The sequence below is a fragment of the Bernardetia aquimarina genome (assembly GCF_042180575.1).
Classification (GTDB): Bacteria; Bacteroidota; Bacteroidia; order Cytophagales; family Bernardetiaceae; genus Bernardetia.
In genome coordinates this window covers 1,769,497-1,784,628 of sequence record NZ_CP170094.1, presented here as the reverse complement: position 1 = coordinate 1,784,628, position 15,132 = coordinate 1,769,497, and the positions used below count along the sequence as shown (strand labels likewise).

Annotated in this window: 21 protein-coding genes; 10 read left to right on the top strand and 11 right to left on the bottom strand. The window is 30.3% G+C overall.

Features of this window, described 5'->3' with window-relative positions; genetic code table 11:
- The first annotated feature begins 53 nt into the window (after positions 1-53).
- Positions 54-230 (top strand): hypothetical protein, encoded by a 177-nt coding sequence (locus tag ACE193_RS07450; RefSeq protein WP_375562374.1) that lies wholly within the window; start codon positions 54-56, stop codon positions 228-230.
- 3 nt (positions 231-233) lie between these two features.
- Here the strand turns inward: ACE193_RS07450 and ACE193_RS07445 are convergent, their stop codons facing one another.
- Entirely contained in the window at positions 234-1,421 is a 1,188-nt protein-coding gene (locus ACE193_RS07445; RefSeq protein WP_375558606.1) for an ISL3 family transposase, read from the bottom strand.
- A 291-nt stretch (positions 1,422-1,712) separates the two neighbouring features.
- Here ACE193_RS07445 and ACE193_RS07440 point away from each other — a divergent pair, with 291 nt between their 5' ends.
- The 5 genes from ACE193_RS07440 (at position 1,713) to ACE193_RS07420 (ending at position 5,177) form a co-directional block, all read left to right on the top strand.
- Positions 1,713-1,913: a hypothetical protein gene (locus ACE193_RS07440; RefSeq protein WP_375562373.1), complete on the top strand. Its 201-nt coding sequence runs from the start codon at positions 1,713-1,715 to the stop codon at positions 1,911-1,913.
- A gap of 50 nt (positions 1,914-1,963) precedes the next feature.
- Entirely contained in the window at positions 1,964-2,452 is a 489-nt protein-coding gene (locus ACE193_RS07435) for a hypothetical protein (protein ID WP_375562372.1), read from the top strand.
- A gap of 104 nt (positions 2,453-2,556) precedes the next feature.
- Positions 2,557-3,006, top strand: a complete 450-nt coding sequence (locus ACE193_RS07430) for a hypothetical protein (RefSeq protein ID WP_375562371.1) — start codon at positions 2,557-2,559, stop codon at positions 3,004-3,006.
- 214 nt (positions 3,007-3,220) lie between these two features.
- The gene (locus ACE193_RS07425; RefSeq protein WP_375562370.1) at positions 3,221-4,693 is read left to right on the top strand and encodes a UDP-N-acetylmuramoyl-L-alanyl-D-glutamate--2,6-diaminopimelate ligase; all 1,473 of its coding nucleotides are present in this window, start codon (positions 3,221-3,223) and stop codon (positions 4,691-4,693) included.
- A 70-nt stretch (positions 4,694-4,763) separates the two neighbouring features.
- Entirely contained in the window at positions 4,764-5,177 is a 414-nt protein-coding gene (locus ACE193_RS07420) for a DUF3592 domain-containing protein (protein ID WP_375562369.1), read from the top strand.
- Between the two features lie 42 nt (positions 5,178-5,219).
- Here ACE193_RS07420 and ACE193_RS07415 read toward each other — a convergent pair whose 3' ends face one another.
- The 3 genes from ACE193_RS07415 to ACE193_RS07405 are packed head-to-tail and all read right to left on the bottom strand — an operon-like array spanning position 5,220 to position 7,069.
- The gene (locus tag ACE193_RS07415; protein WP_375562368.1) at positions 5,220-5,399 is read right to left on the bottom strand and encodes a hypothetical protein; all 180 of its coding nucleotides are present in this window, start codon (positions 5,397-5,399) and stop codon (positions 5,220-5,222) included.
- A gap of 8 nt (positions 5,400-5,407) precedes the next feature.
- On the bottom strand, positions 5,408-6,529 hold the full coding sequence (locus ACE193_RS07410; RefSeq protein WP_375559008.1) for a transposase: 1,122 nt from the start codon (positions 6,527-6,529) through the stop codon (positions 5,408-5,410).
- A gap of 33 nt (positions 6,530-6,562) precedes the next feature.
- Positions 6,563-7,069 (bottom strand): hypothetical protein, encoded by a 507-nt coding sequence (locus ACE193_RS07405; RefSeq protein WP_375562367.1) that lies wholly within the window; start codon positions 7,067-7,069, stop codon positions 6,563-6,565.
- 220 nt (positions 7,070-7,289) lie between these two features.
- Between ACE193_RS07405 and ACE193_RS07400 the strand changes: the two genes are divergently transcribed.
- Entirely contained in the window at positions 7,290-7,883 is a 594-nt protein-coding gene (locus ACE193_RS07400; RefSeq protein WP_375562366.1) for a hypothetical protein, read from the top strand.
- Positions 7,884-8,019: 136 nt separating this feature from the next.
- Here ACE193_RS07400 and hslV read toward each other — a convergent pair whose 3' ends face one another.
- The 5 genes from hslV to ACE193_RS07375 form a co-directional block, all read right to left on the bottom strand.
- Complete coding sequence (gene hslV / locus ACE193_RS07395; RefSeq protein WP_375562365.1) at positions 8,020-8,556, bottom strand: ATP-dependent protease subunit HslV; 537 nt, start codon at positions 8,554-8,556, stop codon at positions 8,020-8,022.
- 317 nt (positions 8,557-8,873) lie between these two features.
- Entirely contained in the window at positions 8,874-9,638 is a 765-nt protein-coding gene (lptB, locus tag ACE193_RS07390) for an LPS export ABC transporter ATP-binding protein (RefSeq protein ID WP_375562364.1), read from the bottom strand.
- A gap of 113 nt (positions 9,639-9,751) precedes the next feature.
- Positions 9,752-10,063 carry a nucleotidyltransferase family protein gene (locus tag ACE193_RS07385; protein WP_375562363.1) on the bottom strand — a complete coding sequence of 104 codons (312 nt, stop codon included), beginning with the start codon at positions 10,061-10,063 and terminating at the stop codon, positions 9,752-9,754.
- Positions 10,064-10,111: 48 nt separating this feature from the next.
- Entirely contained in the window at positions 10,112-10,690 is a 579-nt protein-coding gene (locus ACE193_RS07380; RefSeq protein ID WP_375562362.1) for an SIS domain-containing protein, read from the bottom strand.
- A 15-nt stretch (positions 10,691-10,705) separates the two neighbouring features.
- Positions 10,706-11,971: a hypothetical protein gene (locus ACE193_RS07375; RefSeq protein ID WP_375562361.1), complete on the bottom strand. Its 1,266-nt coding sequence runs from the start codon at positions 11,969-11,971 to the stop codon at positions 10,706-10,708.
- A gap of 150 nt (positions 11,972-12,121) precedes the next feature.
- On the opposite strand from ACE193_RS07375, the gene ACE193_RS07370 reads away from it, so the two are divergent.
- Entirely contained in the window at positions 12,122-12,850 is a 729-nt protein-coding gene (locus tag ACE193_RS07370; protein ID WP_375563348.1) for an ABC transporter ATP-binding protein, read from the top strand.
- A 99-nt stretch (positions 12,851-12,949) separates the two neighbouring features.
- Positions 12,950-13,183, top strand: coding sequence for a DUF6728 family protein (locus ACE193_RS07365; RefSeq protein ID WP_375562360.1), 234 nt, complete (start codon positions 12,950-12,952; stop codon positions 13,181-13,183).
- Here ACE193_RS07365 and ACE193_RS07360 read toward each other — a convergent pair.
- Positions 13,139-13,399: a hypothetical protein gene (locus ACE193_RS07360; protein WP_375563383.1), complete on the bottom strand. Its 261-nt coding sequence runs from the start codon at positions 13,397-13,399 to the stop codon at positions 13,139-13,141. The genes ACE193_RS07365 and ACE193_RS07360 overlap by 45 nt on opposite strands.
- On the opposite strand from ACE193_RS07360, the gene hemW reads away from it, so the two are divergent.
- Entirely contained in the window at positions 13,343-14,602 is a 1,260-nt protein-coding gene (hemW, locus tag ACE193_RS07355; RefSeq protein WP_375562359.1) for a radical SAM family heme chaperone HemW, read from the top strand. The genes ACE193_RS07360 and hemW overlap by 57 nt on opposite strands.
- A gap of 127 nt (positions 14,603-14,729) precedes the next feature.
- Here the strand turns inward: hemW and ACE193_RS07350 are convergent, their stop codons facing one another.
- Positions 14,730-15,074: a hypothetical protein gene (locus ACE193_RS07350; protein ID WP_375562358.1), complete on the bottom strand. Its 345-nt coding sequence runs from the start codon at positions 15,072-15,074 to the stop codon at positions 14,730-14,732.
- Positions 15,075-15,132 lie beyond the last annotated feature (58 nt).

The following is a 15,132-nucleotide window of genomic DNA, read 5'->3' as shown; positions in this document are numbered from 1 at the left end:
TGCAACGTATAGAATCCTTTTTGTATCTACCCAAAAACTAAACTTAATTTTGTATGCCAAATTATTACCTAACGATTGATTCAAAAAAAATATTTATTTTTCTATTTTTTTTCATTGCGATTATTCAAAATACAAATGCTTTAACTCCTTCTTTTGAGCTAGGGACAGAAACTAAAAAGTATGAACTCAAAACTTCTGACACAAAAAAAGTGGCTCTTCCGACTTTTTAGCGATTATATGAATTTGACTATCATTCTCAATCTAAAATTTTGAAAGTTTCTAAACCCATACCCACTCCTTTTGAGGGTCTTAATTTTATTATTAATTCCCTCTACTATTCCGTTAGAATATCTATCTTTGAAGAAATTAATAATATCATTTTTCCAAGAATTAAACGTATTTATAAATCTATTTAGAGCCTTATGATTTATTTTTTGAGCTTCTTCTATCCATTGGTCTAGTAGTTTTTTAGCTTCTTGTTTACTCAAATCAGTATTAAATATATTTTGTAATTCCACTTTCATAAAATACACCTGTCTAAGCGTTGAGCTAAACCTAAACGCTTTAAGTAAAACTCGTCTTTCTTTATAAGTAAGGTCTTTCCATGCCTTGTATAAAAGCCATTTTATTTGCTTGAAATGAACGTTTTTATCATCTTTTCGTCGTAATTCTTTACGAATGCTATCTAGCACTTTATTACAATGCTGAAAAAAATGAAAGCGATCTATTACTACATCAGCGTTAGGAAATACTTCTTTTGCTGTATTTGAAAATCCCTCCCACATATCACAAGAAAATACTTCTATACTAGTACAAAAAACTTCGCCTTTGGATAAAAAATAGGCTTTTAAATACTCTTTATTACGGTATTCTAAAATATCCCAAACTTGACCTGTATCTAAATCTACTAAAACAACAGCATATTCCTTTTTTCCTTTTTTGTAAGCAAATTCATCAATACCTAAACGTCGAGGAAAATAATCTAGGTGTTTTTTTATCTCACGTTTACTATAGGTTTTAAAAATACCATCTAAAACATCCCAAAGTATGTTTTCTCGGATAGCTACTTCTTTGAAACTGCTATCTTTCAAACATAAATAAAGATATTTTTCCAAACGATGAGTTTGATTTTTTTGCTTAGAAACAAAACTAAAAACTTCTTGAAAGTAACGAGTACAATCTTGACAATGAAATTGACGAGAAGTTAAGTGTAAATAAACCTCTTTGTCTAAAATATTTCGGTCACGAACAATACGTTCTGAAGTAGAAGTCACTTTATTGCACTTTTTCAAGCAATTAGGACAAATAGAATCGGCTAAATTACTTTCTCCATAAATAGTTAAGCGAAGTGGAGAAGATTCTATTTTCGTTACTGAAAAATCTGAAAAACCTAATAAAATTGCTATTGTGTTAGTATCCATAGAAAGGCTAAATTAAGAAATTATCGCTAAATTGTCGGAAGAACCAAAAAAGTTTTTCAAAATACAGAGAAATCAAGTAAAAGAGCTATTTTTGAATCTAAAAGTACAAAATCGAAGACTAAAAAAAGAAAAATTTCGTTTCGAAAAAAACTTTCTATCTTAAAGCTAGTTCTAAAAAGCAAGGCAGCTAAAAAACATCGTCATAAAACCAAACAAAAAAAACAATCTAAAGGATGGAATGGTCAGCATACGGCTGGACTTATTAGTTGGGCTAGTATTCTTGTAGCAGTTATGACTTTTGTTACAGGAGGTATAATAACTGGTGTTTTATTTTCTTGTGTGGCTTTGCTTGCTTTTTTGTTGGCTTCTTCATCAAAACAGATGTCAAATAGTACCAAAATTATAATTTGGATTTTTATTGGATTACTCTTAGCTTTATTTTTTGCTTTTGAGTTTCCTTTATTGACTGAATTTATACTTTATTTGCTTTAGTTTTTTTAATTGTGCTTATATTTTTTTCAATTTAACCCCTAATTTATTTTATGAAAACTACCTTTTTAACCCTCGTTCTTTTAGTATTCGGATTTTCTTCGTTTGCTTTTATGCCTTCTTTTCCTGCTGAAAATACTTCTGAGTCAGAAAAAAACATAACTTCTGAAAAACCAAAAACTGAGTCAGAAAATAAATCAGAATCAGAAGCTAAAGCAGAAACTAAAACTGTTACAGCAAAAGAACTCAAAGAAAAGATGGAAGCTAATTATGAAGCTAACAAAAAAGATATGAGTTTTAAAGAACGTATTGCTAATAAACTTCTTATCAAAAAACTTAAAAAAGCTGAGAAAAAGCAAATCAAAGATTCTAAAGAAACAAAAATCGATAGTGGATTTGCTACTCTTCTTAAAATAATTGGTATTATCTTCATCGTAGTAGGTGTTATTGGTATTGTAGCTTCATTAGGAGGTTCTTTTGGATACGGACTTGGGCTTATTTTGGTTGGTCTTTTATTCTACTTATTGCCATCACTTCTGTAATTTGAATTTTAATAAAAAAAAGCAGTGCAATTTTTAATTAAGTTGTATTGCTTTTTTTAGTATTATTTAGTAATTATTTTTTTACCTTTTAATCCTATTATAATATGAAATTTTTTTCTATCGTATTATTTACTCTTTTAATTAATTTTTCTGCTTTCGCATTTATTCCTGCTGAAAGCAACTCTAATCTTTTATTTTCTGAAAAAAGTAAAACAGAAGCTAAAACAACAACTAAAGAAACAAAAGCAAAAATAACTTCAAAAGAGCTTATCGAAAAACTAGAAGCCAATAAATCAAACATGAACTTTAAGGAGCGTTTGGCTACAAAATTGATTACCAAAAAGCTCAAAAAACTAGAAAGAAGAAATGCTAAGAAGAACAAACGCTCTATCAAAGAATCTAAAGATGGTACTGTTCTAGGAGGTATTTTTACATTAATAGGAACAGTTTTAATTATTTTGGGAGTTGTAGGGCTATTTGTATCTACCGTAACGGCTGGAGTAGGTGCAATTATTTTAGGAATTATTTTTATTTTACTTCCTGCATTGATATAAAGGTGTAATTCTTTATTTCATTTCAGAAAAGCAATGCAATTTTTAATTAAATTGCATTGCTTTTTTTGTCGATTTTGAGTATATTCTACCAATTTATAAATAACGTTTTTAATGAATTTTTATCAAAACAAATTAGCTTTAAATAGATTTTAGACTTGAAAGTTAGTCGTGCCATACAATACAAAAAGACCTTTCCAATAAACAATAATCAGTCATGAAAATAATTGAATTACTCAAAACATTAAAAACACAATCCATACAAGGAGATTTAGAAGGAACAATAAATCAAATTCAATTTGATTCTCGTAAAATAGAAAAAAATGATATTTATGTAGCCTTGAAAGGAACAGTTGCAGACGGACATCAATTTATAAAACAAGCCATTCAAGACGGAGCAAAAGCGATTGTTTGTGAAAAATTACCTGTTTATTTAGAGAAAGAAATCACATATATTCAAGTAGAAAATACAGCAAAAGCATTAGGAATATTAGCAGGAAATTTTTACGGAAACCCTTCCAAAAAATTGCAATTAGTAGGTGTTACAGGTACAAATGGAAAAACAACAGTCGTAACAATTCTTTACAAGTTATTCAAAAAATTAGGTTATAATGTAGGGCTTATTTCGACAATTCATAACAAAATAAAAAGTCGAATTTATACTTCTACACACACAACCCCTAATCCAGTAGAACTCAATAAATTACTTGCCGAAATGGTCAAAAAACGCTGTACGCACGTTTTTATGGAGGTAAGTTCGCATGCTGTGGTACAAAAACGCATTGAAGGGCTTCATTTTAAAGGGGCAGTTTTTACTAATATTTCACATGACCATTTGGATTATCATGGCACTTTTGCAGAATATATCAGAGCCAAAAAAGGGTTTTTTGATATGCTTTCCACTACTGCTTTTGCGCTAGTCAATCAAGACGACAAACGAGGACTGGTTATGCTTCAAAATTGTAAAGCCAAACATGTTACTTATTCGATGAAATCTATGTCGGATTATAAAGTCCGAATTATGGATAGCTCTTTTGAAGGAATGCAGTTACAAATAGAAGAAAAACACAACGGAATAATAAACGGAAAAGAAACATGGACAAAACTAATTGGTCATTTTAATGCCTATAATTTATTAGCTGTTTATGGTGTGGCAATGCTTTTGGGAGAAGATGAGGATGAAATTTTGACTGAATTATCAAATATAAAAGGGGTAAATGGTCGTTTTCAGCGTTATACATCTTCATTGGGAGTTCATGCGATTGTGGATTATGCTCATACACCTGATGCACTTGAAAATATTTTGAAGACAATAAGTGAAATCAAAAAAACGCATCAACATCTAATTACAGTAATAGGTTGTGGTGGAAATAGAGACAAAACAAAACGCCCAGAAATGGCAAAAATAGCCACAAATTATAGTGATTGGTCTATTTTTACATCAGATAATCCACGAACAGAAGAGCCAGAAACAATCATAAAAGATATGTTAGAAGGTGTAAAAGAAGTAGAACCTTCAAAATACCAAACGGTAACTCTGAGAAAAGAAGCCATTGAAAGAGCGTGTAGTATGGCTGCGAAAGATGATATTATTTTGGTAGCAGGAAAAGGACATGAAACCTATCAAGAAATAAATGGAGAACGTTTTGAATTTGATGATAGAGTTATTTTGAAGGAATCTTTGGAGTAATTTTGTTGGTTAAACACAAATAGAGTAAATTAGAAATCAATCATGTATTTCTAATCTAAATTACAAAATTATGCTTCGCTTTCTTTATGGTTTTTTTATACTGTTAGGTTGTGTTTTTTTAGGTGTTGGAATCTATCAGTATTACAAAACTAAAGATTTATTGAATACTGGTATTAACACTACGGCAACTGTAATAGGCTTTGTTCGTCATTCGGAAGGTAATGGAGCTAGTTTTGCGCCTATTTTTGAATATTATACTCCTAATAAAGAAAAAAGAACTTTCAAAAGTGAAGTAGCTTCTAATCCTGCTCTTTATGATATTGGCGAAAAAGAAAAAATCATTTATGATATAGAGGACAATGAAAATGTCAAAACACTTTCTTTTTGGGGACTTTATTTATGGACGGTTGTTTTCTGTTCTGTTGCAACTCCTTTTTTGATAATTGGACTTGTATATTTTTTGCGCTTGTGGCGTTCAAAGTAATTTTTTTTTATTAAAAAAAAACTGAATAGGAGGTAATTTTAATTATTCTAATAAAATCATAGGAGTTTGTGTAATTAGTATTTCTCCGTTATTCAACTCTATTTCTATATCAAATTGGATAGAATCATTTTGAATAATATTTACATTTGGAAACCAAAATTTCAAATTAAAAGGATTATTTTTTTCAAATCTAACAGTGGTTACACTTACAGTACTGGACATGTGTTAATTTAGGTTGTATTTTGAGTTTTAGATTTTTGCACTAATTGGGTTATTATTTTTAATATTTTGTCTATAGAAGTAGCATAAAATACTACTTTTCCATATCCGATTCTAAAAACAGACTCGTAAAAGGATTCATTGTCTTTTTTTACTCTTTGTTTTGTTTTTACTCCTTCTAAGATACAGAGTAAAAAAGATGCAATTACTAATGCCATTAGAACACGAATTTTTCTTGGGTTTACCATTCCTAACTCCTCTAAATGAAATCCATTTGTTTTCAAATGTCTAAATAAACACTCTATTTTCCATCTGAGATAATAGATAGCACTAATTTTCTCCTTTGTTAAACGATATTTGTTGGTTAATAAAATGACAAACTTTTCACTTTCTTTTGCTGCTTGAGCATTATAAGAAATCACTATTTTTAGTTTTTTTGCAAAGTCAGTTTCAAATTCTTGGCTTACTAGTTTGCCTGATTTAGCTTTTTTAAGTAAGCTGTGGTATTTTTTAACTTCTAATTGATAATCTCCCTTACAAAGACGAATAATGTAAGTATATCCTTGTTCTTCTAAATACCTAAACCAAACTCTACCTTTATACTCTCTATCAGCTAAAATTGTAAATCTTTTTAAAAAAGGATATAACAATAAAGCCGATGCTAATAAACTTTTACGATGAGCAACAGTAGAACTACCTTTTCGTTCTAAATTGATCCAAAAAATAGGAATAGCCATTTTTCTATAAATAACACTTAAGACCAAAACATGATAGGTATATTCCCCTAATTGCCAAACACTACCATCCATAGCTAGATAGAAAATTTCTTTTTTTATGTCTTTTCTATTCAAAAAAGAGCCTATACTAAAAACTAGAATCAGCTTCCATAGTGTTTTTTGAACATAGACATCCAAAAAATAACGAGTAAGCCGTTTATAATGAGAATCAATTTGAACAGTAGGAGAATTTAAAAAAATACCTACTTGATTTTTTAATTTGTTTAGATTAACAGTTTCTTTTATCAGAATACAGCTAATAAGCAACAAAGTAGCGTGAACATAATGGATAGGAATATCTGAAAATTCCTTTGTATATTTGTTCAGCAGGACGGAATAGAGTTTTTTGGTTTTCACACTTCTAAATTAACTCTTTCTGTCCTTTTTTTGTCAAAAATTTAACTCATGTCCAGTACTATAGGTTACACTAGCACTATCTACTTGAGTTCTTTCTACATCAAGAAAAGAAAAAGTAGAGCGAACATGTCTATTTATTAAATTTCCTGCTGGAATTGTATCGTTCAATGGTAAAAGTGTTTTTATCTTGATAGTTGAAGGATACGTATTTTTTAGATAAACTGAGGAAGCTGCACAATCACAAGCATAAGCAGAAGAAAAAAGAGAAAAATTATTTTTGTTAATATTTGGCTGAAAGGCTACTTCTCTAGCTGTAAAATTAACATCAAAACCATAATAGTCATTTTTTGGTATTGAATTATTTTCATCAGTTCCATAAAAAGATTTTCCTGTATGTTGAGCATCAATAATATCGATAATCTCAACAGGAGTATCTGTTACTTTCCCACAATTACAATCATCAATGAAAGAGGAACAATTATAAAAACTAAAAGCGAATAAGAACAGCAAAATAAAACTTATTTTTTTGATATATTTCATGATGAATGATTTTAATAGAAACTGATTTTGATAATAATACGATTTTAGAATGGATTTTGTCGTAAAATAGCTTAGATTATTTCTTTTCTATAATTGGTTTTTATTCTCTTTGAGCCTATACCTATATAAAAAGAAAGTAGAAATTTAGATTAGAAATGAAATTATTTTATTCTAATTTTGTTTTACTTAAAAAAATCTACTCAAAATTAAACCTGCTTTTATGTCTAATTCTTTCAAATTACTAATTTCTTGTGCTGTCATTTTTCTTTTTTTACAATCTTGTTCTAGCAGTCAGAAAACAAGTGCGCCTATGAATGAAAGCTCAGAAACAACTATAAATCAAGACAAAAAAGAGCGTACAAAAGAAGATATTGCAGCAGGAGCTACATCAGAAGAAGCAGAAGACCCAACTGTGGTTGTAGAATCAAAACCCTTAAATCAAGTCATAATTCCAGAACAAAAATTTACTATTGAAAGAATTATCAGTTTGAAAGATGAGGTAAGTGAAAGTGATATTTCTAGTGAGCTTACAAGTGAAAATGAGCAATTAAGCGTTTCGAACAAACATGCAAAAGTATTATTATTTGCCAAAAAGCTACAAAAAGGAGCATATCCAATAGCAAAAAATAATCTTCCTTACGCAACTGTACATGTAATGCTCACACAAGGACAAGAAAAAATAGAGGGAGATTTAGAAAATGGAACAGTAAATCTTCTACTTTTAGATTCAGCAGGAATAACAAAAGGGAGTTTTGAAGGAACGCTCATCAAAAATAATGAGCGTTATTATATTGGAGGAAACTTTAGCAACTAATGTTGCAAATTACGGATGGTATAAGATAAATGAGGAGTTAAAAATAAATATCTTTGAACAAAAATCACAAAGATTGATTCCTCCGTAATCCGTAATCCGTAATCCGTAATCCGTAATCCGTAATCCGTAATCGAATTTAAAGCACTTCTATCATAAAATTATGATTTGTATAAATACAAGTATCAGCAGCGATTGTTAAGGCTTCTTTTACCATTTCTTCGGCTGTCAAATGTGGGGCATGGCGTTTGAGAGCAAGAGCAGCAGATTTTGCATACATGCTTCCAGAACCGATTGATTCTACATCTTCATCTGGCTCAATGACATCTCCCGAACCCGAAATATTTAAGATTCCGTCTTTATTAACGACAATCATCATAGCTTCTAATTTACGAAGGTAACGGTCTGTTCGCCAGTCTTTTGCAAGTTCTATGGCAGAGCGTCTTACATTTCCTCCATACGAATTGAGTTTTTCTTCGAAGCGTTCTAAAAGTGTAAAGGCATCGGCTGTTGAGCCTGCAAAACCTGTGATTACTTTTCCATCAGCAATTCTACGAATCTTTTTGACAGTAGATTTTGCGACTGTGTTTCCCATTGTTGCTTGTCCGTCTGCACCGATGGCAATTTGTCCATTGTGAGAAACGGCAAGGACAGTTGTTGATTTTATTTTTTGCATAGTTTTTTGTTTGATGTCGTTGGTGAGGATACCATAGCAGTAAGGTTAAAAATTTATTTGTCTTTCTGTTCCATAGGAACTACATATTGGTAGGATTTCAAGATTTTTAATACAAAATGCGACCAATATACAACTCCTACGGAGTAAATGATTTTTAACTTTTCTGTTTTTATCTACCAATATAAAACTCCTAACGGAGTAGAGGGCAAAATTTCTCCATAGCCTTACGACTATGATGAACACCAACAACGGCATAAATATTTCTTAAACCTCGTTTGATGACTGCATTTGAGTCTCAACAACGGTTCGTTTATTAATTAAAATTCTTCATTAAAATCAGTATCAAAATTGAATATTTTTCTTTTATATTCGTACTGACGACCAAAATAAACGTCTTTTACTCGGTTATCTGCTGATACTTCTTCTGGTGTTCCATTGATAAGTGGATTTCCTTCAAACATAATATAAACCTTATCACAAATAGATAATGTTTCGTTTGCATTATGGTCTGTAATAAGTACCCCAATATTTTTTTGTTTTAATTTTGCTACTAGCATTTGAATATTTTCCACAGCGATAGGGTCGACACCAGCAAAAGGTTCATCTAACAAAATAAAATTTGGATTGGTAGCAACTGCTCTAGCAATTTCGGTTCTGCGACGCTCTCCACCAGAAAGTAATTTTCCTTTGGTTTTTTGGAAACGCTTCAAACGAAACTCTTCGATAAGCTCTTCCATTTTGTCTTTTTGCTCTTGTTTAGACAAATTTCGCATTTGTAAAGGAGCAAGAATATTTTCCTCTACTGTAAGTTCTCTAAAAACAGAGGCTTCTTGTGCCAAATATCCAATTCCAAGCTGCGAACGACGAAACATAGGAAGTTTGGTAATATCTCTATCATCAAGAAATATTTTGCCACTATTGGGTTTTACAAGACCTACAATCATATAAAATGAAGTTGTTTTTCCTGCACCATTTGGACCCAAAACACCTACAATTTCGCCTTGATTTACTTCTATCGAAACGCCATTGACGACAGTTCTTCCTCCGTAGCGTTTGACTATATTTTCTGCTCTCAAAACCATAAATCAGTTACCAGTTATCAGTTACCAGTTATCAGTAAATTTCAATACAATTTCTTTGTGTAACGTGGTAGTTCTGTGTTTATAAAATATTTTCTATTCAAACTTACGAATTACTAATCGTTTTGATGCAATTCTGTTTTTACCAAAACCTTATTTTGTGAATAAATAAGTATTTTATCTCTATTTATAGAATCTTTTAAGAATTTGGAAACCGAATTGTTACTAATCAAATCTACATCAATCTTCAATTCTTTCTCTAAATCTAATTGTAATTTTATTAAATCAAATAAAGAAAAATGGGTAGCATGTTCTATCAAAAAATCTATATCACTATTTGGTTTTTGCTCATTTCGTGCGTAAGAACCAAATAAATAGACTTTTTTAAGTTTGTGTTTTTTCCAAATTTGATGTAAATTTTGTAGCATAAGTTTTTTATCTAGTTCAAGCGTCGACGCTTGAACTAGATTTTTAGATTATTCAAATAAAGCCAATTCTACCCATTCACACAAAATATGTCCTACCAAAATATGACTTTCTTGTATACGTGGCGTATCATCAGAAGGAACATTCAAAATTATATCACATAATTCTTTTAGTTTTCCTCCTTTGCTGCCTGTCATTCCTATCGTAATCATTCCAATTTCTTTGGCTGCTTCTATGGCTTTTACAATATTTGGGGAATTTCCAGAAGTAGAAATGGCTACCAACACATCGCCTTCTCGTCCCATCGCTTGTACCATTCTTTCAAAAACAATATCATAGCCATAATCATTTCCTACGGCTGTCAGATACGAAGAATTGACGTGCAAGGCTTCGGCAAAAAGTGGTTTTCGGTCTTTATAAAAACGCCCAGAAAGTTCGGCAGAAATATGTTGTGCATCGGCAGCACTTCCACCATTTCCACAAAAAAGAACTTTTCCACCTTTTTCAAAAGTTGTTTTCCAAGCCTGTGCAGCTTTCGAAATGCTTTCTAATAAAGGTTCGTTTGTCATAATTCGCTCTTTTGTAGCGATGCTTTCCTGTATGCGTGTGTTTATGAAATTTTTGTTCATTTTGTAACATTTAATTTATTTAACTCTTCTATATTTATCTAAAAATTCGCTCTTTTGTTCAATAGATAAAGAGCTATCTTTATTAACAACAGTTTCTAATTTGTGATTAAACGAATTAAATCCAACCATATACGCATTATCTATCAAAAATAATCTAGCTGCTAAATAATGTTCTTTTATTATGAGACTGTCTATGTGTTTTTCAAATGATTCCACTAATAAACCATCACAATCACATTCAGATTTTTGATAAATCTGCTTAAAATGGTAAAAGTTACTAATTACTTTTAAAGAGGTGCATTTTTTTGACTTACATTCTATCTCTTGTAGGTTATTAGCATACCAAATACTAAAACCAAATATGAAACCTATAATTAAGAGAATACTAAGAAACCAAGCTAATGGAAATGGGTAATTAACAGGCTCTTGTATTTCTTCTTTTTTAATTTTGTCTATTAAAGGAATATATAATCTGTTATTAATTCTATACTTTTTAAGTATTTTTTTATTTAACTCACCTTCATTATCATCTTGTTTGTCTATTGAAAGTTCTTTTCTACACTGTTTTATTTCTTTATCCCTATAATTAATAATAATTTCTGCGTCCTTTTTGTCTATATCAAATTTTTCTTTTAGTAATCTTTCTGTTTCCCAAAGTTCCTTATTTAATAATATCAGATTATTGTCGATAAATTCTTCTACTTCAGGCTCATATCTAGTCTGACTTCTCAACCAACTAGATAACTCTATTTCTTCTACATGGCTAATCCTAGTATTTATTATATTTTTATCTTTCTTTCTAAAGAAAAAAGTGTTTTTTGGAATATCAATACTCTTCTTAGGATTTTCTTTATCTATTTGTATAAACTCTGTTGAAAAACGTGATTTATGACCTTTAGAAGGAATATCGATTTCAATGACACAGAGATTTTTGTCGTCATAAAAGAAATTTTCTACATTTATTTTAGCCGTTATTTCTATATAATCTTCTAAACAACTGTAAACTAAGTCAGTATTAACAGACTGATTGTGTAGTCCTATTATTCGTTCTTTACCTACTAAGTCAGATGACTTGTCTGCTACGCCACACAATATAAAAGCACTTCCTTCTCTTGGAGAATTTAAAAAGGCATTTACGTCACGAGCCATTTCAACAATTTGTCGTTTGTTTTTTTTGCCATTTTCATCTTTTAAATCATAAAATTTTACTTTATAATCTAAAGTATTTGATTCATCAGGTAGATTATCAAGAATTTGCTTCCATTCTTCTTTTATTTCCATAATAGTTTTTTACAATATCTACTTATATTTTCAGTCAATAGTTCATTTTATAGACAAATTTACCAAATAAAAAACTCAAATCTGTAATACTACTTTTAAAGTTGCTACTAATGAAGGTAAAATAACAATTTTTTGAAAAAAGACACAATTATGAATGAAGTAATCCACACAGAAAAAATATCAAGGCGTTATAAAATGGGAGATGAAATTATTCACGCTCTCAAATCGGTTTCTATTTCTATTAATTTTGGCGAATATGTTGCTTTTATGGGACCTTCGGGTTCTGGAAAATCTACGCTGATGAATATTGTGGGTTGTTTGGACACGCCTACAAGTGGTTCGTATGTTTTGAATAAACGTGATGTAAGTCGTCTTTCAGAAGATGAATTGGCAGAAATTAGAAATAAAGAAATCGGTTTTGTCTTTCAAACCTTTAATCTTTTGCCTCGTGCTTCTTCTTTGGATAATGTAGCTTTACCTTTGATTTATGCAGGATATAATAAAAAAGATAGAGATGCAAAAGCCAAAAAAGCCTTAGAAGATGTAGGATTAGGAGACCGTTATCATCACAAACCAAACGAACTTTCGGGTGGACAAAGACAGCGTGTAGCCATTGCAAGGGCATTAATAAACAGTCCTAGTATTATTTTAGCCGATGAACCAACAGGAAATCTAGATACAAAAACGTCGTATGAAATTATGAGTTTGTTTGCTGAATTGCATAAAAAAGGAAATACAATTATTATGGTTACGCACGAAGAAGACATCGCAAAATATGCTCATCGTGTTGTTTTTATGCGTGATGGAAATATTGAAAGAGATGAGATTAATGAAAACCCAACACAAGTAAATATGATTAATTTGGCGAAGAAAGAATAGAATTTTTGTATTTTTGTCGAAGTATTTTATCAAACAAAATTCTTTCTCAAAAGATTATAGAGGCATTCAACAACTCTTCTTTCTATAAACAAAATAGCTATGCAAACTACAAAGACAAATATAGATGATAATAATTCTGAAAAAATAGTCCGTACAAAAAAGAATACATTAAAAGATTATTTTGCTCTGATGCCAGTCTTGACATATTTTTTTACAAAGAAAAATTCGGCAAACTTCAATATTCGTGCAATGCACACCATTAATAAAATTTCAATTACTGTTTTTTTATTAGGTATTATTTTTATTATTGTCAAAAAAATATTTCTTAATTAAATTAACCGTCGTTGAGGCTTTGCCATCAACGAGGTTTTCTTTTGCCATTGTTGGTGTCCCCACCAACGACAAAAAGAACAATAATTTTATCAAAACAGCATTCGTAATTTTTAATTCGTAATTAGCTACGCTGATTATTTCATAATTCGTAATTTTTTTGTGATATACATTCATATTCCATTCTGCAAACAAGCCTGTCATTATTGCGATTTTCATTTTAGTACAAATCTCAAACAAAAACAGGCTTTTTTGTTTGCTCTACATCAAGAAATCGAACTTCAAAAAGACTTTTTTAAAAACGCAGTTTTTCCAAACTCAGAAAAAAATATACCGTTGCTCGTGTCCCCACGAGCGACACATACACAGCCGTTGTCGGTGTCCTTACCGACGACAAAACTACAAACCATTTATTTCGGTGGAGGAACGCCTTCTATTTTAGAAGTTTCTGAATTAAAAGCTATTTTAGATAAAGTAAAATCTACTTTTGAGATTGATAAAAATGCAGAAATTACGCTTGAAGCAAATCCTGACGACCTTACTTCTTTGGATTTTTTGAAAGGACTTAGAGAAATTGGTTTTAATCGTTTGAGTATCGGTATTCAATCTTTTGAAGAATCGTTTTTGAAGTTTATGAATAGGACACACAATGCCAAAGAAGCCAAAAATTGTGTAAAATTAGCCCAAAAAGCAGGTTTTGAGAATATTAGTATTGATTTAATTTATGGCGTACAGTTACCAACAGAAAAAATAGAAGTTATAAATAATGTTGAAAAACAAAGTTTAGAACCTCATTATTTTTGGAAGAAAGATTTGGAGTTTGCTCTTTCTTTGAATGTTGCTCATATTTCTGCTTATTGCTTGACAATCGAACCTAAAACGCAATTTGGAAACAGTCTGAAAAAAGGAAAACTAAAACCGATTGATGAAGAATTTGCAGCTCAACAATTTGAAATTTTGACAGAAACATTAAAAGAAAACGGTTATATTCATTACGAAATTTCCAATTTTGCAAAGCCAAAGCAGTTTTCAAAACATAATACTGCTTACTGGCAAGATGAGCCGTATTTAGGTTTGGGAGCTTCTGCCCATTCTTACGATGGCAAAAATCGTTTTATGAATGCTGCCAATAATAGAAAATATACGGACAGCCTAAGTAAAGATAATTTGCCTCAAATTATCGACGAACTTTCTGAAAATGATAGAATAAATGAATATTTTTTGACCTCTCTTCGAACAATATGGGGGATTGACTTGAATCATTTAATCAAAAAATATTCTTACAATCTGTTAGAAAATCAATCAAAAACGGTTTCAAAATTAGTTGATGATAAAATGATTTTTATAGAAAATAATAAAATAATTTTGACAGAAAAAGGAAAGTTATTTGCTGACGGAGTTGCTTCGGATTTGTTTGTCTAAATGATATTTCCACTCATTATTTCAGATATGATTTAATTAATTTTTTTAGTTCTTCAGTTCCATATCTATCTAGCAAGTCTAATGATTTCTTTGTCAGAAGGTTTGGATTTGCTCCATTATCGAAAATCTATTGAAGCATCTTAGTATTCTTTGTATTAATAGTAGTCATAATGCTAGTGTTTAAAATCATTCCATTTTGTACATTGATATCTATGCCTTTTGAGATTGCATACTTTAATCCATTCAATTCGTTGTTATGTACTGCGTAATAAACTCCTTGATAGTTATAGTTAGAAAAGTTAGCTCCAAGAGATAATAGGTATTCAGCAGTTTTAATTTGAGAATAAGCTATTGCGTTTTCAAGGGCGACATCAATTTCAAGTTGAGTATAATTCTGTTCTAAGATAAGTTTCAATTCACTCAGCTTTCCATCTCCAGCAAGTTTTTCAATAATAGATGTTCTTTCTTCCATTGATTATAAGATTAAATATTATATTTATTTCAATATTTGATATATTAAAATTTTAAAA

Coding starts and splice junctions, on each gene's coding strand:
- ACE193_RS07450 (WP_375562374.1), top strand. CDS start 54: ATGCCAAATTATTACCTAACGATTGATTCAAAAAAAATATTTATTTTT.
- ACE193_RS07445 (WP_375558606.1), bottom strand. CDS start 1,421: ATGGATACTAACACAATAGCAATTTTATTAGGTTTTTCAGATTTTTCA.
- ACE193_RS07440 (WP_375562373.1), top strand. CDS start 1,713: ATGACTTTTGTTACAGGAGGTATAATAACTGGTGTTTTATTTTCTTGT.
- ACE193_RS07435 (WP_375562372.1), top strand. CDS start 1,964: ATGAAAACTACCTTTTTAACCCTCGTTCTTTTAGTATTCGGATTTTCT.
- ACE193_RS07430 (WP_375562371.1), top strand. CDS start 2,557: ATGAAATTTTTTTCTATCGTATTATTTACTCTTTTAATTAATTTTTCT.
- ACE193_RS07425 (WP_375562370.1), top strand. CDS start 3,221: ATGAAAATAATTGAATTACTCAAAACATTAAAAACACAATCCATACAA.
- ACE193_RS07420 (WP_375562369.1), top strand. CDS start 4,764: ATGCTTCGCTTTCTTTATGGTTTTTTTATACTGTTAGGTTGTGTTTTT.
- ACE193_RS07415 (WP_375562368.1), bottom strand. CDS start 5,399: ATGTCCAGTACTGTAAGTGTAACCACTGTTAGATTTGAAAAAAATAAT.
- ACE193_RS07405 (WP_375562367.1), bottom strand. CDS start 7,069: ATGAAATATATCAAAAAAATAAGTTTTATTTTGCTGTTCTTATTCGCT.
- ACE193_RS07400 (WP_375562366.1), top strand. CDS start 7,290: ATGTCTAATTCTTTCAAATTACTAATTTCTTGTGCTGTCATTTTTCTT.
- hslV (WP_375562365.1), bottom strand. CDS start 8,556: ATGCAAAAAATAAAATCAACAACTGTCCTTGCCGTTTCTCACAATGGA.
- lptB (WP_375562364.1), bottom strand. CDS start 9,638: ATGGTTTTGAGAGCAGAAAATATAGTCAAACGCTACGGAGGAAGAACT.
- ACE193_RS07385 (WP_375562363.1), bottom strand. CDS start 10,063: ATGCTACAAAATTTACATCAAATTTGGAAAAAACACAAACTTAAAAAA.
- ACE193_RS07380 (WP_375562362.1), bottom strand. CDS start 10,690: ATGAACAAAAATTTCATAAACACACGCATACAGGAAAGCATCGCTACA.
- ACE193_RS07375 (WP_375562361.1), bottom strand. CDS start 11,971: ATGGAAATAAAAGAAGAATGGAAGCAAATTCTTGATAATCTACCTGAT.
- ACE193_RS07370 (WP_375563348.1), top strand. CDS start 12,122: ATGAATGAAGTAATCCACACAGAAAAAATATCAAGGCGTTATAAAATG.
- ACE193_RS07365 (WP_375562360.1), top strand. CDS start 12,950: ATGCAAACTACAAAGACAAATATAGATGATAATAATTCTGAAAAAATA.
- ACE193_RS07360 (WP_375563383.1), bottom strand. CDS start 13,399: ATGAAAATCGCAATAATGACAGGCTTGTTTGCAGAATGGAATATGAAT.
- ACE193_RS07350 (WP_375562358.1), bottom strand. CDS start 15,074: ATGGAAGAAAGAACATCTATTATTGAAAAACTTGCTGGAGATGGAAAG.